The organism is Aromatoleum toluclasticum ATCC 700605, assembly GCF_000378245.1.
Lineage (GTDB): Bacteria > Pseudomonadota > Gammaproteobacteria > Burkholderiales > Rhodocyclaceae > Aromatoleum > Aromatoleum toluclasticum.
Map to the genome: position 1 here is coordinate 1 of NZ_KB899513.1, position 22,552 is coordinate 22,552.

The 22,552-nt window shown below is 60.2% G+C and carries 23 protein-coding genes, 2 pseudogenes and 1 other annotated feature; of the genes and pseudogenes, 18 read left to right on the plus strand and 7 right to left on the minus strand.

The features are described 5' to 3' along the window. From F464_RS29540 to F464_RS0125185, 6 genes and pseudogenes are all read left to right on the plus strand, one after another. Positions 1-204 (plus strand): penicillin-binding transpeptidase domain-containing protein (locus F464_RS29540; protein ID WP_040395780.1); only part of this gene is annotated, 204 nt, incomplete at its 5' end. 172 nt (positions 205-376) lie between these two features. Continuing rightward, positions 377-786 (plus strand): annotated as a pseudogene (locus F464_RS0125160) (transposase); the annotation flags it as partial. Then, positions 655-771, plus strand: a sequence feature (AL1L pseudoknot). Its footprint overlaps the pseudogene before it by 117 nt. Positions 787-910: 124 nt before the next feature. Beyond that, on the plus strand, positions 911-2,056 hold the full coding sequence (locus F464_RS0125165) for an ISAs1 family transposase (RefSeq protein ID WP_018992631.1): 1,146 nt from the start codon (positions 911-913) through the stop codon (positions 2,054-2,056). A gap of 26 nt (positions 2,057-2,082) precedes the next feature. Next, a pseudogene (locus tag F464_RS0125170) lies at positions 2,083-2,910 on the plus strand (IS3 family transposase); the annotation flags it as partial. Positions 2,911-3,569: 659 nt separating this feature from the next. Next, a complete protein-coding gene (locus F464_RS0125180; protein ID WP_018992634.1) occupies positions 3,570-3,821 on the plus strand; it encodes a ribbon-helix-helix domain-containing protein in 252 nt (83 codons plus the stop codon). After that, the gene (locus tag F464_RS0125185) at positions 3,818-4,150 is read left to right on the plus strand and encodes a type II toxin-antitoxin system RelE/ParE family toxin (RefSeq protein WP_018992635.1); all 333 of its coding nucleotides are present in this window, start codon (positions 3,818-3,820) and stop codon (positions 4,148-4,150) included. Before F464_RS0125180 ends, F464_RS0125185 begins: the two co-directional genes overlap by 4 nt. A 251-nt stretch (positions 4,151-4,401) precedes the next feature. On the opposite strand, the gene F464_RS30650 is transcribed toward F464_RS0125185, so the two are convergent. Then, positions 4,402-4,614 (minus strand): GDCCVxC domain-containing (seleno)protein, encoded by a 213-nt coding sequence (locus F464_RS30650; protein WP_232429034.1) that lies wholly within the window; start codon positions 4,612-4,614, stop codon positions 4,402-4,404. A 20-nt stretch (positions 4,615-4,634) separates the two neighbouring features. Continuing rightward, the gene (locus F464_RS0125190) at positions 4,635-5,198 is read right to left on the minus strand and encodes a cation transporter (protein ID WP_018992636.1); all 564 of its coding nucleotides are present in this window, start codon (positions 5,196-5,198) and stop codon (positions 4,635-4,637) included. Between the two features lie 169 nt (positions 5,199-5,367). Between F464_RS0125190 and cadR the strand changes: the two genes are divergently transcribed. The 4 genes from cadR (at position 5,368) to F464_RS0125210 (ending at position 7,750) form a co-directional block, all read left to right on the plus strand. After that, the gene (gene cadR, locus F464_RS0125195) at positions 5,368-5,811 is read left to right on the plus strand and encodes a Cd(II)/Pb(II)-responsive transcriptional regulator (protein WP_018992637.1); all 444 of its coding nucleotides are present in this window, start codon (positions 5,368-5,370) and stop codon (positions 5,809-5,811) included. Beyond that, positions 5,808-6,143 (plus strand): YnfA family protein, encoded by a 336-nt coding sequence (locus tag F464_RS0125200; protein ID WP_018992638.1) that lies wholly within the window; start codon positions 5,808-5,810, stop codon positions 6,141-6,143. The genes cadR and F464_RS0125200 overlap by 4 nt, the downstream gene beginning before the upstream one ends. A 561-nt stretch (positions 6,144-6,704) precedes the next feature. Then, a complete protein-coding gene (locus tag F464_RS0125205; RefSeq protein WP_157354167.1) occupies positions 6,705-6,980 on the plus strand; it encodes a hypothetical protein in 276 nt (91 codons plus the stop codon). After that, a complete protein-coding gene (locus F464_RS0125210; RefSeq protein WP_018992640.1) occupies positions 6,980-7,750 on the plus strand; it encodes a metallophosphoesterase in 771 nt (256 codons plus the stop codon). Before F464_RS0125205 ends, F464_RS0125210 begins: the two co-directional genes overlap by 1 nt. A gap of 389 nt (positions 7,751-8,139) precedes the next feature. Here F464_RS0125210 and F464_RS0125215 read toward each other — a convergent pair whose 3' ends face one another. Further along, positions 8,140-9,093, minus strand: coding sequence for a TIR domain-containing protein (locus tag F464_RS0125215; protein ID WP_232429037.1), 954 nt, complete (start codon positions 9,091-9,093; stop codon positions 8,140-8,142). 516 nt (positions 9,094-9,609) lie between these two features. Here F464_RS0125215 and F464_RS0125220 point away from each other — a divergent pair. Further along, positions 9,610-10,068: a hypothetical protein gene (locus tag F464_RS0125220; RefSeq protein ID WP_157354170.1), complete on the plus strand. Its 459-nt coding sequence runs from the start codon at positions 9,610-9,612 to the stop codon at positions 10,066-10,068. Positions 10,069-10,486: 418 nt separating this feature from the next. Here the strand turns inward: F464_RS0125220 and F464_RS0125225 are convergent, their stop codons facing one another. The 4 genes from F464_RS0125225 to F464_RS0125240 form a co-directional block, all read right to left on the minus strand. Next, entirely contained in the window at positions 10,487-11,743 is a 1,257-nt protein-coding gene (locus F464_RS0125225) for a hypothetical protein (protein WP_018992643.1), read from the minus strand. A gap of 372 nt (positions 11,744-12,115) precedes the next feature. After that, positions 12,116-12,583 carry a DUF411 domain-containing protein gene (locus F464_RS0125230; protein WP_018992644.1) on the minus strand — a complete coding sequence of 156 codons (468 nt, stop codon included), beginning with the start codon at positions 12,581-12,583 and terminating at the stop codon, positions 12,116-12,118. 34 nt (positions 12,584-12,617) lie between these two features. Then, entirely contained in the window at positions 12,618-14,033 is a 1,416-nt protein-coding gene (locus F464_RS0125235; protein WP_026296310.1) for a heavy metal sensor histidine kinase, read from the minus strand. Continuing rightward, positions 14,030-14,710 carry a heavy metal response regulator transcription factor gene (locus F464_RS0125240; protein ID WP_018992647.1) on the minus strand — a complete coding sequence of 227 codons (681 nt, stop codon included), beginning with the start codon at positions 14,708-14,710 and terminating at the stop codon, positions 14,030-14,032. The genes F464_RS0125235 and F464_RS0125240 overlap by 4 nt, the downstream gene beginning before the upstream one ends. Before the next feature lie 177 nt (positions 14,711-14,887). Between F464_RS0125240 and F464_RS29550 the strand changes: the two genes are divergently transcribed. The 7 genes from F464_RS29550 to F464_RS0125275 all read left to right on the plus strand — a co-directional run bounded on the left by F464_RS29550 (position 14,888) and on the right by F464_RS0125275 (position 22,551). Next, complete coding sequence (locus F464_RS29550; RefSeq protein WP_018992648.1) at positions 14,888-15,310, plus strand: hypothetical protein; 423 nt, start codon at positions 14,888-14,890, stop codon at positions 15,308-15,310. A gap of 409 nt (positions 15,311-15,719) precedes the next feature. Then, positions 15,720-17,126 (plus strand): TolC family protein, encoded by a 1,407-nt coding sequence (locus F464_RS0125250; RefSeq protein WP_018992649.1) that lies wholly within the window; start codon positions 15,720-15,722, stop codon positions 17,124-17,126. A 17-nt stretch (positions 17,127-17,143) separates the two neighbouring features. Then, positions 17,144-18,541: a multicopper oxidase domain-containing protein gene (locus tag F464_RS0125255; RefSeq protein ID WP_026296311.1), complete on the plus strand. Its 1,398-nt coding sequence runs from the start codon at positions 17,144-17,146 to the stop codon at positions 18,539-18,541. Positions 18,542-18,606: 65 nt separating this feature from the next. After that, entirely contained in the window at positions 18,607-19,116 is a 510-nt protein-coding gene (locus tag F464_RS0125260) for a cupredoxin domain-containing protein (protein ID WP_026296312.1), read from the plus strand. Between the two features lie 106 nt (positions 19,117-19,222). Beyond that, positions 19,223-19,576 (plus strand): copper-binding protein, encoded by a 354-nt coding sequence (locus F464_RS0125265; protein WP_018992652.1) that lies wholly within the window; start codon positions 19,223-19,225, stop codon positions 19,574-19,576. Between the two features lie 90 nt (positions 19,577-19,666). Beyond that, positions 19,667-20,956: a TolC family protein gene (locus F464_RS0125270; RefSeq protein WP_026296313.1), complete on the plus strand. Its 1,290-nt coding sequence runs from the start codon at positions 19,667-19,669 to the stop codon at positions 20,954-20,956. Next, positions 20,953-22,551, plus strand: coding sequence for an efflux RND transporter periplasmic adaptor subunit (locus F464_RS0125275; protein ID WP_026296314.1), 1,599 nt, complete (start codon positions 20,953-20,955; stop codon positions 22,549-22,551). Before F464_RS0125270 ends, F464_RS0125275 begins: the two co-directional genes overlap by 4 nt. Position 22,552: the final 1 nt, after the last annotated feature.

Below are 22,552 nucleotides of genomic sequence, written 5' to 3' on the forward strand. Positions count from 1 at the left end.
GAGCGGTATCGTCTTTATGCAAAAACGGGTTGGGCGACCCGCAACGCTTCTCCTGTGGGTTGGTATGTTGGGTTTGTGGAAACACCGGACGACATCTGGATTTTCGCTCTGAACCTTGCCACCCGCGATGCCAAGGATCTCCCGCTGCGCATCCAGATAGCCAAAGATGCGTTGAAGGAAAAGGGCGCGTTGCCGCCAAGCTAACGTCTCCTTTCGGAAAAGTTCAACTCCCGCTTCGGGTCGCTATGGATAGATTTGCATAGTGAAGCTTTGGCTACCACGAGAACCCGGGGCGATTCAAAGTCATAGGGCGCCGTGGCACAATTTGAATCGCCCCGGGTTTGATGGAGGCTCTAACTCTTGAGAAGATAGAGCCATGAAGAAGTCCGTGAAGTTCTCCCCCGAAGTCCGTGAGCGTGCGGTGCGCATGGTTGCCGAGTGTCGCGGCGATCATCCGTCGCAGTGGGCAGCCGTTGAATCCATCGCCGCCAAGATTAGTTGCACGCCGCAGACGTTGCTGACCTGGGTGCGTCAGCACGAACGGGATAGCGGACAGCGCGAGGGACCTACCACGGCCGATCAGAAACGCGTCAAGGAACTGGAGCGCGAGGTCCGTGAGTTGCGCAAAGCCAATGAGATTCTGAAGCTTGCCAGCGCGTTTTTCGCCCAGGCGGAGCTCGACCGCCGATTCAAGTCCTGAGAGCCTTCGTCGACGCGCATCGCGATGCCTTCGGGGTCGAGCCGATCTGCAGGCAATTGCAGATCGCCCCATCCGGCTACCGGCGCCAGGGCTGCCGCAGCTACGCGCTTGTCGTTGACCATCCCAGAATGACGTTCACGATCAACCACTTGCCACACCCCTGTTCACAAGCGGTTGTTTTGTGTAGCTTCCTGTCTTTTTGGGCAACCAATGGACACAGGGAAGCTGGCCGACATGGTGGAGGTTTTCGAAGGCCTGGAGGATTGGCGCAGCGCGCAACAGACGCGGCATCGGCTGTGCGAAGTGCTCACCGTGGCGGTGTGTGCAGTGCTCAGCGGCGCCGACGACTTCGAGGAGATCTCGCAGTGGGGGCGCGCCAAACTGCCATGGCTGCGGGGCTTTCTGCGGCTCGACTACGGTGTCGCCTCGCCCGATACCTTCGAGCGCGTGTTCGCGCTGCTCGATCCGAAGCAGTTCGAGCAGGCCTTTCGCGCCTGGGTGGCAGGCATCGTCCCGGCGCTGGGCAAAGACCAGGTCATCGCCATCGATGGGAAGTCGAGCCGACGCACCACGAGCAAGGCGGCCGCTGCGCCGCTGCATCTGGTCAGTGCGTTTGCGGCCAACGTGGGCGTGGTGCTGGGCCAGACGGCGACGGCGGAGAAGTCGAACGAGATCACAGCGATTCCCGAACTGCTCCAGGTGCTCGACATCGAGGGCTGCATCGTCACCATCGATGCGATGGGCACGCAGACCAAGATCGCACGTGCCATCCGTGAGCGAGGCGCCCACTACGTGCTGTGCGTGAAAGACAACCACCCGAAGCTGCTCGACTCGATCATGTTCGCCGACCTCGATCCGCGCGGTCCGCTGACACCGAGTTCGACGCATAAAACCACGAGCACTGGCCATGGACGGACCGAAGTGCGCAGCTGTACGGCCTATGACGTGACCGATCGGCTCCACAAGGCCGAGGCCTGGAAGGATGTGGCCAGCTTTGCCGCCGTCGAGCGAGTGCGAACGCTGGGAGAACGCACCAGTACCGAGCACGCGTACTACATCAGCAGCCTGCCGGCCGATGCCGAGCGGATTGCGCTGGCGATCAGAAGCCATTGGGAAGTCGAGAATCGTCTGCACTGGTGTCTGGATGTTCAGTTCGGTGACGACTACGCACGGGGCCGCATCGGTCACATTGCCCACAACCTGGCGCTGGTGCGCCACATGGCGCTCAATCTCATCCGGCTCGATACGTCAATCAAGACCAGCATCAAGACCAAGCGACTGCTGGCAGCAACATCCGACGAGTTTCGGGCCACGCTGCTCGGCTTCGAGACGCCAGACGAGGATGACGATGAATGATGAATGCGTAGCTGCGGCAGCCCTGCTACCGGCGCCATGTCGCGCTGCTGCGCAATCCTGAACGACGCAGTCAGAGAGTGCAGCGCGACGAGATGTTGATGCCCGAGATCGAGCGCGTCTGGCAAGCCAACCTGCAGGTTTATGGTGCCGACAAGGTCTGGCGGCAACTGAACCGGGAAGGTGTCGCGGTAGCCCGCTGCACGGTCGAGCGACTTATGCGCCGTCATGGGCTGCGTGGTGTCGTACGAGGCAAGGTCGTGCGCACCACGATCAGCGACAGCAAGGCGGCGTGTCCGCTGGATCGGGTCAATCGGCAGTTCAAGGCCGACCGCCCCAACCAGTTGTGGGTCTCGGACTTCACTTATGTCTCGACCTGGCAAGGCTGGCTGTATGTGGCCTTCGTCATCGATGTCTTTGCCCGACGCATCGTGGGCTGGCGTGTGAGCAGTTCCATGCACACGGACTTCGTGCTCGATGCCCTGGAGCAGGCGCTGTACGCCCGCCAGCCAAGTCCCGAAGAAGCCCTGATCCACCACTCCGACAGAGGCTCGCAGTACGTCTCGATCCGCTACAGCGAGCGCCTGGCCGAAGCAGGTATAGAGCCGTCCGTCGGCAGCAAGGGCGACAGCTATGACAATGCTCTGGCAGAGACGATCAATGGTTTGTACAAGGCAGAGATGATCCACCGGCGAGCACCCTGGAAAACCAAGGAATCTGTGGAGCTGGCAACGCTGGAATGGGTGTCCTGGTTTAACCACCACCGGCTGCTCGAACCCATCGGGTATATCCCGCCCGCAGAAGCTGAGGCAAACTACTACAGGCAACTCGCCCGTCAGACCGCCATCGCGGCCTGACTTAAACCAACCGGCCTCCACGGAACCCGGGGCGATTCAGGTGGAGGCCATATTATTGAGCCGAGGATGCCGCTTCCGGGGATTGGGTGGTATGCAACGTGCGCAGAGCCTGGCGGACTTCGGTTTGGAATTATTCAAGTTGATCAAGATGCTGCCTAAGGTTATTGCCGAACAATTCTCTGCTGGCCGCCGTCCTCGACAGGCCATGATCGGCGCTCAAACGTCTAGCATCTGCTTCTGACAGCGGCGAATTTCGGCTTCGGGTCGTTACAGTGAGTTCTCATAATCGTCGATCCTGCCATTCAACAGCGCAGGGGCGGACGTAGCAGGGTGCTCAATCTTTGCCACCGGTCTTTGTGGTCGTGCTGGAGGGCAAATGAGGAAAAAGGGAGCAAAGAGCGCGAACCTGTACGCAACATTGCGAGTGCTGCGATGTTCGGGGGGTAATGTCGCCGAAGTAGGGCAGGGGACTTCCCCGGGTTTCCGGTTTCCGGTTTTCGGCCCGAAGCTGCCGGCCAGCCTGCGTCGATTGAGCGGCTGAAGTAGTGCGGACAGCTGCCGCACGGCGCTCAGCGCCGCCGGAATGCGGTTGCCCAGGGGATATGGCGAGACGGACACGCAGTCTTGCCAAATTTTGCCAAGCCGACTAATCTGAGGCCATGAGCACGATGAACATTTCCTTGCCCGATAGCCTGAAGTCCTTCGTGGACGAGCAGGTCAGCGAGCGCGGCTTCGGTAGTAGCAGCGAGTACCTGCGCGAACTGATCCGCAAGGATCAGGGGCGTCAGCGCTTGCGTGGCTTGTTGCTGGCGGGCGCAGCCTCTGCACAGGGATCGCCAGCCAATGCCGCTTACTTCGAAGGTCTGCGTGACCGGGTACGCAAGGCTGCAAAGTCTGTTTCTCGCGGGTGAGGGTCAAGCCGGTAGTTCCGCGTGAGCAGGCCAACCTAGACGTCGACAACGTGGTCGCCTACTACCTGGACGAGGGGGCCGCGTCGATCGCACTCGATTTCATCGACGCGTTGGAACAGGTTTATACCCACATAGGTCGCCATCCCGCCACAGGTTCGCCTCGTTACGGGCATGAATTGGACCTTCCCGGTCTACGCTCTTGGTCGCTGTCTCGCTACCCTTACCTCGTCTTCTACGTCGAACGGCCAGACCACATTGATGTCTGGCGTGTGCTGCATGGCCAGCGCGATATTCCCACTTGGATGCAAGACCCCGACGCCTTAGCCTGACGCCACCGCCCGGCATTTCCGCGAGCCAGTCATTGCTGTCCGCTTACGAAAGCCACCCTTCAACCTTGCAAACTAGAGCAGCCAGCCAGGGCACGAAACGCCGAAAGTCCATCACCAAATGCCTGGATCACTCTGAAAGCTGTCGCACAGCCTTTTCAGGTCAGCGGCTGTGCCCGACCCGCTCCGGGCTGACGACCTTTCTTAAACCGGACGCTCGCATCTGCAAACGGTGGTACAGCAGGATCAGGTGATCAGCCACAGCAGCCGTGCTTCTTTCGATCTTCCTGTACGGGTGGGCACGGCACCGTCCCGTAGGAGCAGAACACGCAGCAGTCGCCGGCGTTCGGGCGCAGCAGTGCGTGACAGGCCTGGCACTCGTAGAACCATTGGCAGGCATCCGCAGGCATCTGTTCGGTCTTGGTGTGCCCGCATTTCGGACAGGTCAGCGTGGATTCTAGAATCACGGCGCTCTCCGGCATGGGTTTCATGCGGGCGTGGCCGCAGCCGCATGGGCGGCGATTTCTCCGCGTGCCTGCCGCACGACGCTCCGGCCCGCCAAGAGTGCCAGGCCAGCGATCACCACCGCTACCAGCAGATCCGGCCAAGCGGTGCCGGTGCCCAGGACGCCCACGGCCGCCAGCCCCACCGCCACATTCACGATGGCGTCGTTGCGGCTGCACAGCCAGACCGAGCGCATGTTCGCGTCGCCGTCGCGAAACGCGTGGAGCATCGCCGCGACGCTGCCATTGGCCAGCAAGGCGAGCACGGCGATGGCGCCCATGGTGACGGGTTCCGGCGGGATGCCGGACATCGCCGTCCAGGCGGTCTTGCCGAGGACGAAGAGACCATAGACGCCCATGGTCAGCCCTTTGACCAAAGCGGCGCGGGCGCGCCACAACAAGCCCATGGACAGCACCGCCAGCGACAAGCCGTAGTTGGCGGCATCACCGGCAAAATCGATCGCGTCTGCGAGCAGGGACACCGAACCGGCGTGCAGCCCGCCGACGGTTTCGACCAGGAACATCAGGGCATTGATTGCGAGCGCCACCCACAGCGCCTTGCGGAAACGCGGACTGACGACGGCCCTTGCTGACGAACATTCTCCGGAGCAGCAAGTGGACATGGTCTTTCCTTCGCAATTCGATTGCCGCCATTGGAAACCATGGAGTCACTCCAGGGTCAAGCATTTATAGTGATCGGTCTGACGGGAGGTAAACATGCGCATCGGGGAACTCGCTCAAACGACCGGCGTGGGCGTCGAGACGATCCGGTACTACGAGAAGGCGGGTCTGCTGCCGACACCGCCCCGGCAGTCGAACGGGTACCGGGATTACGGCGAGCACCATGGCGAGCGCCTGGCCTTCATCCGTCATTGCCGCGCGCTCGACATGCCGTTGGCCGAGATCGGGCGCCTGCTCGATTTCGTCACGCACCCGGAAGCCGACTGCGGTGACATCAACCGGCTGATCGACGAGCAACTGGCTCGCGTACGGGCGCGGCTGTACTCGCTACATGCTTTGGAGAAACAGCTCACGGCGCTACGTGCGCGCTGCAAAATCGGACAGGTCCCTGCCGACTGCGGCATCCTGCACGAGTTGGTGGCGGCCGCTCACGGCGAAGCCTGCGCCTGCCACGCCGCCAATCCCGGGGAAGTGCGATGATGCAGTTGATCAAGACCACGGGCCTGTTCGCGATCACCGCGGTCGCGGAGATCCTTGGCTGCTATCTGCCGTGGCTCGTGTTGAAGCAGGGACGTCCGCCGTGGCTGCTTTTGCCCGCCGCCGTCTCGCTCGCCCTATTCGCCTGGCTGCTGACCTTGCATCCGTTCGCCGCGGGGCGCACGTATGCGGCCTACGGCGGTGTCTATGTGGCCGTGGCGCTGGGCTGGCTTTGGGCCGTGGATGGCGTCGCGCCGACACGCTGGGACGCGATCGGCGCGGGCGTGGCGCTGGTCGGTATGGCGATCATTGCGCTGCAGCCGAGGAGCATCTAATCGGACCGGGCGCTACGCCGCGCCGCACCGTCTCTTGATCTGGAGCGACGGAGCATCGAGCGGCGCTCGGTCACCTTCATTACCTGCTCGAAGGCCGCACGCGATCTATACATCTAAATGACATATTCGAACATCCGCAATCGGCCCGAACTCGGAGTGGCCGGAAATGGCCGTTATGGACAGCTGTTCATAACGCCCAAGTGCGGCTATAGACAACAACGAAGATCCGAAATCGTAACGGCTGTTTGTTCCTGGCGTAGCGGACATCCCACCTAAAAGATCTGTCATCCTTGGGCTTTGCAAGGATGCGTAGCGCGAGATAAGCCTTATCGGCTGAGTTGGATTCGTTTTTTGCGCGTGACGCTCAGGTGTTTGAAGTACGCAATGCGGCTCTGGGGCGCCACTCCCGCGCCCTCGCCCTCAAGTTCTGCCGGCAAGAGCGGTTTATCAGGGCGTGGAAAGAAGCATCAGGGCGTGGAAAGAAGCGCTGAACTCATGACGGCGATTCTTCACCAGCCCTAATGAAAGGCAGATATTAGCGAAATGCAACAAGGAGAGCACTTGAACGTTCGCGAACTGATCGAGATCCTTGCGAGCCTGCCGCCCGTCGCGCGAGTAGTGGTCGACGACGTCGAAGGCGTGTTTGATGACGTGGGGTTTGCTAAAGCAGTAGCGATCCGCGGGAACGCAAATCAAGACGCACACTACTACGGCCCGCACCTGGCGGACGATCTCCAGCCGTGGGAAACGGCGGCGTGCATCGGCGCGGCGCGTACGAGAGGTGCACGGCTCACGGTTGCAGACATGGAAGCCGATAAAGCGCGGGGGATTTGGTGATGAAGCTCTGCATTGCGTCCGATGTCCATCTCGAATTTGGCGAGCCGTGGGAGCCGGCCGATCTCGACTATGACGTGCTCGTGCTGGCCGGCGATATCGACGTCGGCACCAAGGGCTTCAAGCGGTTTCGCGGGTGGCGCGATCGGTGGATGATCTACGTCGCAGGCAATCACGAGTTCTACGGCCAGAACATGCCCGCGACGGTGCGCCAGTTGCACGGACTACGCGCTGAAGCCGAGCGTGCAGGCAGCTTCTTCCTCGAAAAGTCCTCGACCGTGATCGAGGGCGTGCGCTTTCTCGGAACGACGCTCTGGACCGACTTCCAGCTGTTCGGTGCCCATCGCCGCAGCGAAGCAATGAACGCGGCCGAAGAGCAGATGACCGATTACCGGAAGATCGTCGCGCTGAAAGACGGGCCGACGAAGGTCATGCTGTCGGCTGTCGACACCCTGCGCATCCACGAATACGCCCGCGACTGGCTTGCTCACGAGCTCGCGCAGCCGCACGACGGTCCGACGGTGGTCGTGACACATCATGCACCGTCGATCCAGTCGATCGCGCCACGCTTCCGGGGTGATCTGGTGACTGCAGCGTATGCCTCGAACCTCGAAGGGCTGATCCTGGAGCATCAGCCGACGCTGTGGATTCACGGCCATTCGCACGTCGCCTGCGACTACCGCATCGGCGCGACACGGGTTGTCGCGAACCCGAAGGGCTATCCAGGCGAAACGTTTGTTGGGTTCCAGCCGCGCCTGGTTGTTGAGGTTTGAGACGACGAAGCCGTATGAGCGCACCGCGCTCTTATCTTCGCTCGCGAGCTGCTCGAAGAGCTCCGTGATCGCACAAGACATCCAGGGACAACAGTGAGGAGTGGGGGCGGCAAGGCACGCATCTGCACTCGCGCCATTGCGACCATCAAGATGTCATCAGGGGGTTAATGTCAAGTTCCGCCGCGTAGGCAGAATGTGAACAGGGCACGACACCATGACGTCGATCCTGCTTCGACGTCCAATCACACAGAACCGTAGCTCACCAGTCCGGCGAACTCACGCTGCCAAAGCTGAGCTGACATACGACTTTCGTCGCGCATGTCCCGGAGGGGGCAATAATCCAAAAATCGCGGGCATGTCGCACGAGGATAGGCAGCGTGCGGGGCGACTCACCGCTGCAATGGCTGAATTAGCATTTCCCAGAAGTACTCCGCCACTCCCTCGTAATTGAGGAGCGTTTGGCCATCGCGCCCGAGGTGGGCGAAGCCGAGCGGCTTGAACCCCAGCGAGTAGCCGTCGTCCTGGATCGACATGCTTTCGTTGAAGCTGTTCTGCGAAACGCCGCTGTGGCTGAACAGGATGTCGCCGCCGAAACTCCTACCTCCCATCCAGATTCCGCATCCGCATCGCCGTTTCCCAGAGACGTAAATCGCCGCGTCAAAGCTGTTGGCATCGATCTGACGGAAATTCACTTCGATGTCCGGATTGCGCTGCTTCAACTCTTCCAGGGAGTTAGCGAAGTACTTGGCTACAAACTCGAAACACTCAGCCCGTGCGCAATCACGCTCGCGGTCAGTAAATTCCTTCTTGATGCGCAGGTTGCTGGACCGGGACGTTGTTGTAGTAACCACCGGTTGCACGGGTGCCGCTACCGGTGGAGCCGCAAGCGCTGCTGGCGCAGCGGCAGTCGACTTGGGAAGCGTATTGAGCGCGCCCTTGATCGCGGATACGACGTGGAAAAAGCCCTCATCCAATGAAGGGTACTGAGTGACCGCCTTCCCATCCGGTGTGGCGGCCAATAGCTTGCCGAACGGCAAATCGTGCCAGTGGCAGACCCGCAAGATCACCGGGATCACGATCGCCAGCCCAAGGTTGTGACGCTCGACTGCGCGCACCATTTCGACGTCGTAGCAGTAATCGGAATTGATGAAATTGGGACTCACGAGCAGCAAGACGAGTTCGGCATCCTCGAAGTGTTGGCCGATTTCATTATTGAATTCTTGCCCAGCAACGATCCGGCGATCGTGCCAGGTTTCGATCAAGCCCTGGCGTTTCAGGGGCGAAAGATGCTTTTCGAGCTCGTTTCGCAATGTCTCGTCCACGTGCGAGTAGGAGAAAACCACTTTGGCCAATTTACGTCTTCCTGAGTCAGTCGCGTGAAGCAAATAAATAGTAATGGAGCGGAGGATCGCTATAGTCCCACTCTTTCGCCTGCGCCCGAAAAAGCTGTGGTCAGCGCTCCCCGAATTGGCGCTTGCATAGTGTAGCTTGCATGCCTAATCCGGAACCACTGTTGCGCGGCGCACCACAGGACTTTTTTTGTCGCGAACGCCCTGGCGACCAACAATAGACGAAACAATCAAGCTTCGGGGCACATGAAATCCATCGCGCTACTCGACATCAGGCTACGCTAGACCGGTGGGTAGGGGAGGATTTGCAGCGCGAGGAGATTCACCATCGAGCGGCCCGGTAAGAGGCAAGTCGGGAACGGCACAACCAGCGTCAAGATCCAATGCCGCCACGTTCTACCTGCTCCGGCCGGCGAGTAGCAAAGCTGGAAGACCAGCTAAATACATTGCGCACACTGGAATACGTAGCGCATAATCTATGTCTTCGATTAAGTTTGCCTGGAGGTGGAAATGCCAAATGCAACAACAATTTATCGCGCGCTCGAAGAACTAGCAAGGCGATTTGAAGTGCTTCATCAAAAGTTCAGCGAATTTTTCGAAGCTGCACAATATATGGGAGATAGGAAATGTTTCGGGCCGATCGTCAAATTTGATGATCATCTGGATAGGAACTGCTTCACGGTTAATTTCCTTGACAAGACTCTTATTTTCCGCTTTTCGTCCGCATTAAGCGAGACGAACTCCCCTGTCGGCACCGTCACCTGCCTGGAGCCCAACCCCGACGACGAATCGCAGCCGTACGACGTGCTGACTATTTCTTTCTCAACCAGTGGAAAAATTTATGGTATCGACAAGCCCGATGACTTTGAGGATCCGCTGAATATCAGTGACACTGTCACCGCAATCTTTATCGTCAGCCATTGCGTCTACCTGACCCTCCGGAAGGGAGTGCAGGCACAACCCTCGTGAGGGCCGGCATAGCCCCCGACAAATCCAAGTCGCGCCGTGACGGCCAAGAGGACGCGCTCTCAAGGCACGAGCCGCGAGGGGATAAAGTGGCGAGCTGAGAACGGTTGGTCGATACTTTCCACCGAGTGAAGAACATATCGACGGTCGAGTGGCTCTTGTCGGTCGGGCCGGCTTTGACATGAGGTTCACTGCGCTCATTCGGCACAGCTTTCCGCTCTGCAGCCGGTAAACGATGGATTTCAGATGGACTTGAGCCGTACGCTCACGGTCGGCCCTGTATGGCAAGCGGAAGGTTGGAAGCCAGCCACTGCCAGACGGCTGAGACGTTCGGCGGGTAATGTCAACCGCGTGGTTGTGGCTGTGAAATGCAATCTACGGGCGCTCCTGCCGAGCGGCAAGTCTCTCCAAATATTCTCCATCATGCGACACAGCGACACGCAAGGCGCTCGAGAATCCGCCGATCTTCGCCGAGCTTGCACAGCGATTCGAAATGCTGGTCAAGATCCTCGAACAGGATATAACTCAGTGAGAAGTCCTCGTGGCGCTGGAACATCGGGCGCTTGAGTTGCACGACGATCTCCTTCTCGCGTGCAGCCGGAGCAACCAAATATAGATGCTCATGCCGGCCCGGAATCGACAATGCCATGTCGGCAAGGCGTAGGATTCCCGAATAAATCGACGTACTCTTCTCCACTTCAAAGGCACTCGCGATTCTCGGTTCGCCAGGGTATAGCCACAAGACATCGATGAGTTCTGCGGTGGCGTGCACTTCTGGTGGGAGCCCAAGGTCTGGCAGACACTCCAGGCAACGGTAGCCCAGCGCGCGGCCGCGGTAGAGGGCGCTGCGGTCATTGCGGGCGACCAGCACGTCATAGCCCAGTGCGCGGCCCAGTTCGATCAGTTGATATTGGACCTTCGTATGCAGGCGCTCCTCCGCCATGTCTTGTTCGACCTGGGCGTGGCGCTTGCGACGCACCTGCTCGATTTTTTCACGTTCGATGGTCAGGGCACTCGAATCATCATCGGTCGTTCCGAGCCGTCCGACGCCAATCTCGAAAAGCATGCCGCTGAATGCGCCCAGATCTCGTGAGAGCATGCCCAGTGCAGCGTTGGCAACGATGATTGTCTCCCGCATTTCCAGATAGCTGTCCCACGAGCCGAGTCTCTTCTTTGTCCTAAACAGCGCGTTGAATCCGTTCAGCATTGCCGTGTTGAACGGTGGGAAATGCGTCGGATGCAGGAAGTACAGAATATTCGCGACGGCTGGGCCCAAGCCTTTGATGCGCTTACCGGCGAGTTTCAGAACCTCCCTTTCGAGCGCCCGTACATCGGTAGTTCCGAGACAGGCGTAGAGGAACTCGCCAAATGCCTGTTTGTTGAGATCATGCTCGTAGATGTCGGGGATACGCAATTTTGGCTTCCAGTAGAACGGATGTGCGGCCCCTTCGAATACCTGTTTTTGTTCGGAAATGCACGCCAGTACGAACTCCAAGGACGATCCCTTGAAGTCATTCGGGAAGCGATGATGCTTGATATCGTCGACGACCGCTGCAACACCACGGCGAATGCTGCGAAACGCCTTGATCCGGTCTTCGCTGCTGATGAACCAAGTGCTATAGACTGATTCGGGATCGGCCTTGTAAGCTTGCGCAATCGGCAACAGAGCATCATGCATAAGGACCCCTCATTGACTTGAGCATCATTTCTAACAGCGTAAATTGAGGTGGTCAATCCTGCCCAAATGGGGGGGCGCTGCCCACACATCCGGCCCCCGGACACATCGCCTACGCCGTCCTGAGTTGTCATCGAGAACGCAAAGGTCCGGAGCATGGGCATAAAGCATATGCCCGCCGCCAAGGATCGCGCATCGGCGTTGATGGCGATGGGTCCCTCCTGTGCGAGGAATGGTAGAACGCCTGCGCTAGCCGTGTTCAGCCGCGATGCAGCAGTCTGGCTCGTGGGTCTGCCGAGGAGGGGGGCGAGGCACGCCGCGCAGGTAGGCCGGCACTTTGCATCTCTGTGCGATAGTGCCGCGCCTGCCCCCGGTTCAGTGCCTTGCGAAAGTGGTGATCACGCCCTTCTCGTCGAAGCTGACGACTTCGTAACGGTCAGCGGGGAAAGGCCCCTCCATTCCCGGGGATCCTTGAGGCATTCCGGGCGCGGAAATGCCCACGATCTTCGGCTTGACTGCCAGCAACCGCTTCACATCCGAAGCGGGCACATGCCCTTCGACGACGTAGCCGCCGACCTTGGCCGTGTGGCACGAGCTAAGCGCCGTCGGGACACCGGCGTCGCGTTTCACCTCGCCCATTTTCGGTGTGGCAATTTCCTTGACGTTGAAGCCCTGGGATCGCATATGCTCTGCCCATTTGCCGCAACAGCCGCAATTCGGATCCTTGTAAACGATGACTTCGTCACCTGCTGCAAGCGCAGGAGACAGACTGAACGTGAGGGACAGCGCAGTTGCGGCAAGCAATGCGCGCTCGCGGATCGGAAACAGTGCATTGATGGTCATATCGGTCACTCCTGGCGAATACCTTGGGCAAACTCTACTCTATGCTCGTCTGGCCATGGATCGAGCGCGGCAAATGAATGCGAAATGCGGTGACGCCGTCGGCGGATTCGACGTCTACCGTTCCGCCATGTGTCTCGACGATCGTACGGGTGATTGCCAGACCGAGCCCGGCGCCCTCTCCGTGATGATGTCGCTCGGCGCTTGCACGATGGAAACGTTCAAAGATGCGTGATAGTTGATCTGCCGGAATTGTGTCTCCGCGATTTTGAACGCGGAGCATGACTTGAGGGCCGTCATCGGCGACATCAATCTCGATAGTGCTTCCCGCGCGCGAGTGGCGCAGGGCATTCGATAGCAGATTTGAGATCGCGCGCCGCAGCATCAAGCGATCACCGTGGACCGTTGCTGCGCCTCGTACCACCACGCTGACATCGTGCTCCTCGGCAAGTGCTTCATAGAATTCCGCGAGCGCACGCGCCTCCTCGGCCAAGGCCACCAGTTCGTGTGGGCCAGGCAGGCGCCCATTATCCGCTTTTGCCAGGAACAGCATGTCGGCAACCATCCGCGCGATCCGTTGGTATTCTTCAAGGTTTGACGTTAAGACCTCACGATATTCGTCGGCGGTACGCGTTCGGGACAGGGAAACGGCCGTTTGCGTCATCAGATTCGAGATGGGGGTCCGCAGTTCATGGGCAATATCGGCCGAAAAGTCGGATAGACGTTGAAACGCAGCTTCGAGGCGGCTGAGCATGCCGTTAAAGGCGTCGACGAGTTCACGCACTTCAACCGGCGCCTTGGCTTCCGTCAAGCGTTGGCTAAGACGCTCAGCTGACACCCCGCGAGCGATCTCGGTTACTCGGCGTAAGGGGGCGAGACCCGCATGCGCGACCCACCAGCCGAGCAGGGCGGCCATTACCGCCGCGAATGAGATGGCAAGCCAAAGGCGAAGCCGCGCTGCGTCGAGAAAAGTTGCATGGTGGGTGATATCCAGTCCGACCACAGCGCGAATATAGGTCGTTGTTCCGTCGGCCCGCGGCATACGCAGCGACTGCTCACGTCCCGCATAGTGGTGTCCATCCTTCTCCCATTTGGCGATGCCGGATGGTAATGCCTCTCCGGCGAGGATTCCCGTCAGAAAAGAGCTTGGATGGATTGCGTAACTTACAACCCCGTCCTTATCGCGCAAGAACGCCGCGATACCATCATGGCCGACGAAAGCGTCGTCGAGTCGTTGGGGCAGCATATCCCGTGCGGACGGCGAATCGGCCCGCTGGAGCAGATTTTCGATCAGCGCGAGTTTTCCGCGCAATTCATGGTCGTCGAGTTCAGCAAAGTGCGCTTCCACTGCACGACCGAGCAGTACGCCGACGGCAATCAGTAAGCTCGCTGCCGTCAGTGCGAAGAGCAGTGCAAGTCGTGTGGTGAGCGATAGAGGGTACCGGAACTTCACTGAGCCTCCGGTACTTCCAGAACGTAGCCCATGCCACGCACGGTACGGATAAGTTTTGGTTCGAAGGGTTCGTCGACTTTCGCTCGCAACCGCCGAACTGCGACTTCGATGACGTTCGTGTCGCTGTCGAAGTTCATGTCCCACACTTGCGAGGCAATCAATGACCGCGGCAACACTTCGCCCTGCCTACGCAACAGCAGTTCGAGTAATGAGAACTCCTTCGCTGTGAGATCGATCTTTATGCCTGCACGCGTCACTCGCCGTCGCAGAAGATCAAGTTCGAGGTCCCCAACCCTGAACACCTCAGGTTCCTTGGCCTTTCCTCGACGTAGCAATGTGCGCACGCGCGCGAGCAGTTCCGAGAAGGCAAAGGGTTTCACTAGATAGTCGTCGGCCCCGAGCTCGAGACCACGTACCCGATCCTCGACCTGATCGCGTGCAGTAAGAAACAGCACTGGCGTTTCTCTGCCGCTACGTCGGACGGTTCGAAGCACGCCCCAGCCATCAAGTGAGGGGAGCATTACGTCGAGCACGATCAGGTCGTACTCGCCATTGAGCGCCATATGCAGGCCATCCAGCCCGTCGCGCGCGAGGTCCACAACAAAGCCGGCTTCGCCCAGCCCCTGCTGCAGGTAATCGCCGGTTTTCGGCTCATCCTCAACGATCAGGATCTTCATGGTTGCCCTCTATCTCGTTCATGCGACGACATTTTGCATCGCTAAACCGGGCTTCAATTCGAGATTACCAAGATGTAATTCGGGAGACAGACTTCTGACACCTTCTGAGTCGCAATATGGCGATGTGTCGGTCCGTACCGAGGGCATCGCTTCTATCCTTTCGAAGGAGGTAGTTGTATGAAACCGATTATGGTGATGCACGTTGTGTTCGCGTTGACTGCCGCGGCTGCGATGTCTGTTACGTTTGCGGCAGCGCCGACGAATGAGGAGCACCAAAGTCATCATCCCGACGTGGCGCAAGTGACACCCGCCACGACAGGGCCCGCTGCCAGCATGCCCGCGCTCCAACAGCGCATGAAGGCGATCCGTTCGGAGAAAGACCCCGCGCGTCGCATGGCCCTGATGGAAGAGCAGGTGCACGCCATGGAGTCGGCGATGCGTGACATGCCAGCTGAATGCCCGATGGCCGCTGGCAGGATGGGCGGCAAAGCGCCAGACATGATGCGTGACCACATGCGAATGATGGAAAAGCGCATGGACATGCTGCAGCAGATGATGGAAATGCACATGAAGGCTGAGCCGACGAACCCCATGAAATAAGAGGAGGTTTGCCTCTGGGAAGGCTCCTCGGGGCTAAGGCCACAAGAAAGAATGAATCCCCGATGAAGAGCGGTTGTTTCGCCATTTCGTGGCGGAGCGCTGCGGCGCTCGTCTGTCTGGCCTTGCAAGTTCACACAGGCCGAGCCGCGGCGTCGAACGTGTCCTCGCCACCAGAATCCTCCCGCGTGCGCGACGCCACATTTGCGACAGGCGCGGATGTCGGAATTGAGGTGCCCTCGTTCCGTTCCGTGCTTGAAAACTACCGTTCTTACGGCGCGGACGAGCCCCTTCGTCCATGGCGTGAGGTCAACGATGAGGTGGGTCGAGAGGAGGGCCGTCACGGTAATCGCGACACTACGCCGATTTCGAACGATGCGGCGCCACAGGGTGGAAGGACGGAGGATATGAGGTGAAGGCCGCCACGTCTTTTGTCTTGGTATCCGCTGGCATCCTGACGGGCTGCGCAACGGCCGAAATTGACAGTAACTACGAGGCGGTAGCGCGATTCAGTCAGGAACATGCTGGAAGCGTGCCACGATGGTTGCGTAGCGATCCTGATCGCGTCGAGGTGGAGGCGGAAGTCGCTCGCCTGCTGGCTCAGCCGCTGCGTAAGGATGATGCCGTGCGGATAGCGCTCAACAATAGTCCGGCGTTTCAGGTGGTGCTTGCAGAAGCGGCGGCGGCATCGGCCGACACTACGCGCTCAGCGCGCGTCCCCGGCCCGGTGTTTAGCTTCGAGCGTCTGCTGCGTTCGGGAGGCGGCGAGCACGAACTCGAGCTTGGCCGAGCGCTGAGCTTCTCACTGCTTGACGTGTTACTCCTGCCTGCGCGTCTCGACCGCGCCGAGCTGAAACAACGGGAAATCCGGTTGCGGGCCTCGGCGTCGGTCTTGGCGCTTGTAACTGACGTGCGCCGCGCATGGGTCGAGGCTGTTTCGGCGTTACAGGTCGCCAATTACCACGACCAGGTGGCCAGTGCCACGGCAGCGACAGCCGAACTCGCGCGCCGTATGCAGAGCGCGGGCAACTACAGTCGTCTTCAGCAAGCGCGAGAACAAGCGCAGTATGCAGATGCCGTGAGCGTTCAGATTCGTGCGCGTCAGGATGCGGTACGGACCCGCGAAAACCTCATTCAGTTGATAGGCCTGTCGCCTCACCAGGCGCTTGCCCTTCGACTCCCGGAGCGCTTGCCGGATTTGCCGGGGGAACCGATCGACGAAGCGACGGTTGCTCGCACGATAGTCGACGAGCGCCTCGACGTCCGTATCGCACGCGCTGCACTTGAAACAGCCGCGAAAGATCTCGGACTTACGCAGGTGAGCAGCGTAGTCAATGGGATCGAGGTCGCTGGCGTGCGCAACAGCGAGACAGGCACGCGCCCACAGCGTGGTTTTGAGATCGAATTGCCGTTGCCGATATTCGACTTCGGTGACGCACGCCGCGCGGGAGACCAGGCGCGTTATCTCGCTGCGGTCAACCGTACCGTACAGGTCGTTCGCAATGCCAGTTCGCAGGTGCGCTCGAACTATGACGGGTATCGCAACGCGTATGACTTGGTACGCCATTACCGCGACGAGGTCATCCCGTTGCGCAGAAGCATCGCGGACGAGGCGGTTCTCCAATACAACGGGATGTTTATCAGCATTTTCGAGCTTCTCGCGGAGACCCGCAACCAGACGTTAGGCGTGATTCAGGCCATTCAAGCTGAGCGTGACTTCTGGCTTGCGGACGCCGCACTGAGTGCGACCTTGCTCGGTTACCCGATTGCGCCGACGGTCCTGCGATCAGGCCCGGCGGTACCTGTCGCTCAACACTAGTATGGCGAGCACTGAGAATGCCCAATAGACGACAATTTCTCGCGGGTGCAGGCTTGCTTGCGATCGGTGGGGTGGGCCGTGCTGCCTTGGCAGCTCTACCCGAGGTGGCCCTACGGCACAGTGCCGACACGGCGATGCCGCTGCAACCCGCCGATGGTGCTTCCTACAACCCAGTTGTGACCCTCAATGGCTGGACAGCACCATGGCGCATGAACGGCGGCGTCAAGGAGTTCCATCTTGTTGCGGAACCGGTCGAGCGCATCATCGCTCCGGGGATGACCGCGAGGTTGTGGGGATATAACGGCCAATCGCCGGGCCCCACCATTGAAGTGGTTGAAGGCGATCGGGTGCGCATTTTCGTCACGAACCGTCTCCCCGAGCATACGACGGTCCACTGGCACGGGCAACGTCTGCCCAACGGCATGGACGGGGTTGGGGGGCTGACGCAACCGCATATTCCTCCTGGCAAGACATTCGTCTATGAATTCATCGCCCGCAGGCCGGGTACCTTTATGTACCACCCCCACGCCGACGAGATGGTGCAAATGGCGATGGGGATGATGGGGTTGTGGGTCACGCATCCGCGTAACCGGCATGCGCTGATCGACCCTGTTGACCGCGATTTTTGCTTCCTCTTGGGCGCGTTCGACGTAGAGCCCGGCAGCTATACCCCCAAGACCCATACGATGCTTGAATTCAACCTGTTTACGTTCAACAGCCGCGTCTTCCCGGGCATCGATTCGCTCAACGTGCGCCGTCGCGATCGCGTACGGATTCGAATTGGCAACCTATCCATGACCAGCCATCCGATCCACCTGCATGGACACGAGTTCGAAGTGACGGGGACGGACGGTGGTCCGATCCCGAAGGAGGCTCGCTGGCCCGAAGTTACCGTCGACATCGCGGTTGGCCAGATGCGTCAGATCGAGTTCGTCGCTGACGAGGAAGGCGACTGGGCGCTGCATTGTCACAAGTCGCACCACACGATGAATGCGATGGGTCACGACGTACCGACAATGATTGGAGTCGATCACAGAGGTCTTGTCGAGCGCATCCAGAAACTCGTACCGGACTATATGGCGATGGGCGAGCGCGGCATGGCTGAGATGGCCGAAATGGAGATGCCGCTGCCAGACAACACCCTGCCGATGATGACAGGCCAAGCGCAGTTCGGCGCAGTCGAGATGGGCGGCATGTTTACCGTCGTCAAGGTTCGGCGTGATCAGAGGCCAGGAGACTACTCGAACCCCGGGTGGTACAAACATCGGGCGGGGCGTGTCGCTCATGAGTGGGCAGGGGGTGTCATGGACCCGGCGCGGACACTCGATGCAGGTGGTCAATCAATGCCGGGGACTACCACCGGCTCTCCCGGAACGATCAATGTTCGCCGGCCCAGACGTCACCCGGGGCACTGATGCTGGACCACTGCCCACTTCTTCCCGAACTGTATGAAATATTCGATTATGATAATGGAGAACCAATGAGGTCACGACGTCATTTCTTGGCTACGAGCCTGTTCGCGACAGGCTCACTCTTTGCTGGTCGCGCAGCATTGGCTCACGGAGAAGCGACGCACTCCGCCATCAGACCTGCGACGGTTAGTAATGAACAGAAGGACTGGGGGGTGGCCGGCGATCCGCGCGAGGCAAGTCGTACTGTCCCCATTCTAATAACGAATGGAATGCGCTTCTCGCCCGATCGCATCGAAGTACGCCTTGGAGAAACGATCCGCTTTGTTCATCGCAACGTCGATAACGTTCTCCACGAAATGGTCATCGGGACAAAGTGGGCACTCCATGAGCATGCTGAATTGATGACGAAGTTCCCCGGTATGGAGCATGACGCGCCGTGGATGACTCACGTTGCCCCGGGCGGGATGAGCGAAATCAATTGGACGTTCAATCGCCCCGGGCGCTTCGAGTTCGCCTGCCTGATCCCTGGTCATTACCAAGCGGGCATGATCGGTACGATCATTGTGTCCCAAGCTTGAGCCGATTGATCCATGCAAGCTGACAAAAAAGTAATTTTCCAGTCACCTTCTGGTTCAAATCGACTCTTCATACTGAGTCTCAATTAGTCACGACGCAGGATTTGTCATGCTTACCCAACGCAATCTTCCGACCGTTGCGCTCCTCGCAGCACTCGCAATGGCCACTCCGACCTTTGCGTCGAACGGCCACGATGCCCATCATGCTGGCGCTGCCGACAGCGGTAGCGAGGTCGTATCGGCGCTGTCTGACGGAACGATCAAGAAGATTGACAAGAGCACCGGCAAAATTACGATCAGCCACGGTCCGCTCGAAAATCTCGCCATGCCGGCAATGACGATGGTTTTCCGTGCCGCCGATGCATCCATGCTCGATCAGGTCAGAATAGGCGACAAGGTCCGCTTCAGGGCCGAGCGCGTTGATGGCGTGTTCACTGTCACAAAGCTTGAAGCCGCAAACTGACGCCAGCGTCACCGGGAGGGGTGTAGTCCCGGACGCCGTGGGCACCTGTCATTTACGATTGTATCGGCCTCTATTTTCAAGTCGTTTCGGATGAAAACGCATATTCTCGGCCTCCGTTCCTTGCATAGAGTCGTAGGCATTACCGTGCTCGCCGCCAGTCTGGGGGCAGGCGCCGCACACGCCCAAACCCCCCCGTTGGGTGCCGATGTGGTCGGTCTGATAGAACAGGCCCGCCTCAACAACCCGGCATTCGCGGGCGATCGCGCCGAAGCTGCCGCGGCCCGGGAACGGGTTGAACCGGCGGGCGCGCTGCCCGATCCGACCGTTCAGATTGAACTCATGGACTTCACTAACACGATGCGTGGGGGCTCGACGACACTTATTCCGGGCGAAGTTGGGGAAACGCGCTATCGCATCATCCAGTCATTACCGGGCTGGGGTAAGCGCGAACTAGCAGCGAACGCGGCAAGTGCGCGTGCTGATCAGGCCGATGCGAACCGCGACGCAGCATGGCGCAATCTTGCTGCAGAGATCAAGATTGCGTGGCTGCGTTACTACGCGGCCGATCGCGAGGCCGCACTGAACCGTGACGGACTCGCATTGCTGCAGAGCCTTGAGGAAATCACGCTGTCGCGCTACCGACTCGGCCTGCTGCCGCAGCAGGCGGTATTGCGTGCGCAGCGTGAGATCACCTCTCAACGTCTTGCGCTTGTGGGCATCGAACAGCGGCGCCGCGGTATGGCCTCGGCACTGAACGCATTGCTCGGACGTGCGCCGGGCAATGAACTTGCTTTGCCCCAGGATCCCGCGCCATTGCCACAGACGCTCATCCTTGCGGACCTGGCCGAGCGCGCCCGTGCGACTAACCCAATGATTGCCGCCGAGGATCGCGGTATCGAGGCGGCGCGGATCGAGCGCGATCGAACTTGGCGGGACCGATACCCGGACTTCAGTCTCGGCCTGACCAACAACCAACCTCGCGGCGGTGATCAATCCTGGGATGTGATGTTTGAGGTGATGATCCCGCTGCAGCAGTCCGCTCGTCGAGCGCGCGAACGTGAGGCGACGCTGATGGTCACTGCCGCTGACGCAAAGCGCGCCGCGGCCGAGTCGAAGCTGCTGGGCGAGCTTGGCAGTGCCTACGCGACGTACGCGAGCGGCCGTGAAACGCTGCAACTGTTGCGCGGGACGCTCATGCCGCAAGCTGAGGCGACACGGGATGCAACGCGCGCCGCATTCGCGACGGGGCGTGTCGACTTCGATACCGTGCTCGAAGCCGAGCGCCAACTCGTCGATACGCGCATGGCGATGCTGCAGGCCGACGTTGACACTCGGATGGCGCTTGCTGAACTTGAAAAACTTGCAGGAGATATGCCTTGAAGCCCGGCGTACAACTTTCCTTGGCTGCTGCGGCGGTCGCGCTCGCGTTGGGCGCCGGTTACTGGGCGGGTAATCGCGCCGATAGACAGGATCCGGTAACGGGTAGCCACGTGGTCGGTGCGGGCGAGGCCGCGCCAGCAGGTGGGACGCCATCGAGTGGAACTGGCGAACGCAAGGTCCTCTACTACCGCAACCCAATGGGGCTGCCCGACACCTCGCCCGTGCCGAAGAAGGACTCAATGGGTATGAACTACATCCCGGTGTATGCCGACGATAAGCCTGACGATAGCGGAGTGGTCGTCGTGAGCCCCGCCCGCGTGCAGACTCTCGGCGTCAAAACGGCGGTCGCCGAAATGCGCGTCGTCGATGCGGTAGTGCGTGCGGCCGGACGTATCGAGCTCAACGAGCGCGCGATCGTGGATGTCGCGCCGCGTTTCGAAGGCTGGATCGAGCGCCTGTATGTGAATGCCGTCGGAGATCCGGTACGTCGCGGGCAGCCGCTCTTCACGATCTACAGCCCGGAACTGCAATCGGCTGGCGAGGAGCTGCGCATCGCCGAGCGACTGCAGCGCGACAGCGCGTCCACCGATACTGTCGCTGCCGACGCTGCTCGTCGGCTCGCCGATGCGACGCGGGCGCGCCTGCGCAACTGGGACATCGCCGCGCCCGCGAGTGGCGAGACGCCGCAGCGCCAGACTTTCCATTCACCGACGAACGGCGTCGTGCTTGAGAAGAAGGCGGTGCAGGGCACCCGCTTCATGCCCGGCGACGCGGTCTATCGCATCGCCGACCTGTCGAAGGTCTGGATCATCGCCGACATCTACGAGCGCGACCTCGCCCGCATCCGGGTTGGCCAGTTGGCGTCGGTCACGCTCGACGCCTTCCCGGACCGCCGCTTCGAGGCGAAGGTCGGCTATCTCTACCCAACGCTAAATACCGAAACGCGCAGCACACAAGTCCGCCTCGAACTTGACAACCGCGACGGCCTGCTGCGCCCGGGGATGTTCGCGCACGTTGACCTCGCGTCCGGCGTGGCGACCCAGCGAGTAACCGTGCCGACTTCAGCGGTAATCGACGACGGCAAGCGCCAGGTTGTGCTGCTCGCGCTCGACGAAGGACGCTTCAAGCCGCAACCGGTGCGCATCGGCCAGCGCGGCAAGGAATACGTCGAAGTGACGGACGGCGTGCAGGCGGGCGATCGTGTTGTCGTGTCGGCGAATTTCCTGATCGACTCCGAAAGCCAGCTCAAGGCCGCTTTGTCGAACCTGACCGATGCCACGGCGGCAGAAGGTGGGGGATCGTCCGCAGCAGCGCAGATCTACCGCGGGGAAGGTACCTTCGACGCGCTCGATGACGCTGCCGGCACCGTGTCATTGACGCACGGCGACATTCCCGCGCTGCAGTGGCCTGCGATGACGATGGACTTCGGAATCGCATCGAAGGATCTCGCTGCCGGAGTTGCGCCAGGCACAAAGGTGCGCTTCGAGTTCATACAGCGCGCGCCTGGCGAATTCGTGGTTACCCGGATTGAGAAATCTGCACCGGCGGCCGCTAGCGAGCCGGTGGCACCGGCCCCAGCGCACGGAGGGCACTAAC

What these genes read in the sequence shown, in the direction of transcription:
- F464_RS0125255 (WP_026296311.1), top strand. Translation starts at nt 17,144, where the DNA reads ATGCCCAATAGACGACAATTTCTCGCGGGTGCAGGCTTGCTTGCGATC.
- F464_RS0125210 (WP_018992640.1), top strand. Translation starts at nt 6,980, where the DNA reads ATGAAGCTCTGCATTGCGTCCGATGTCCATCTCGAATTTGGCGAGCCG.
- F464_RS0125220 (WP_157354170.1), top strand. Translation starts at nt 9,610, where the DNA reads ATGCCAAATGCAACAACAATTTATCGCGCGCTCGAAGAACTAGCAAGG.
- F464_RS0125200 (WP_018992638.1), top strand. Translation starts at nt 5,808, where the DNA reads ATGATGCAGTTGATCAAGACCACGGGCCTGTTCGCGATCACCGCGGTC.
- F464_RS29550 (WP_018992648.1), top strand. Translation starts at nt 14,888, where the DNA reads ATGAAACCGATTATGGTGATGCACGTTGTGTTCGCGTTGACTGCCGCG.
- F464_RS0125165 (WP_018992631.1), top strand. Translation starts at nt 911, where the DNA reads ATGGACACAGGGAAGCTGGCCGACATGGTGGAGGTTTTCGAAGGCCTG.
- F464_RS0125240 (WP_018992647.1), bottom strand. Translation starts at nt 14,710, where the DNA reads ATGAAGATCCTGATCGTTGAGGATGAGCCGAAAACCGGCGATTACCTG.
- F464_RS0125225 (WP_018992643.1), bottom strand. Translation starts at nt 11,743, where the DNA reads ATGCATGATGCTCTGTTGCCGATTGCGCAAGCTTACAAGGCCGATCCC.
- F464_RS0125180 (WP_018992634.1), top strand. Translation starts at nt 3,570, where the DNA reads ATGAGCACGATGAACATTTCCTTGCCCGATAGCCTGAAGTCCTTCGTG.
- F464_RS0125270 (WP_026296313.1), top strand. Translation starts at nt 19,667, where the DNA reads ATGAAAACGCATATTCTCGGCCTCCGTTCCTTGCATAGAGTCGTAGGC.
- F464_RS0125230 (WP_018992644.1), bottom strand. Translation starts at nt 12,583, where the DNA reads ATGACCATCAATGCACTGTTTCCGATCCGCGAGCGCGCATTGCTTGCC.
- F464_RS0125265 (WP_018992652.1), top strand. Translation starts at nt 19,223, where the DNA reads ATGCTTACCCAACGCAATCTTCCGACCGTTGCGCTCCTCGCAGCACTC.
- cadR (WP_018992637.1), top strand. Translation starts at nt 5,368, where the DNA reads ATGCGCATCGGGGAACTCGCTCAAACGACCGGCGTGGGCGTCGAGACG.
- F464_RS0125260 (WP_026296312.1), top strand. Translation starts at nt 18,607, where the DNA reads ATGAGGTCACGACGTCATTTCTTGGCTACGAGCCTGTTCGCGACAGGC.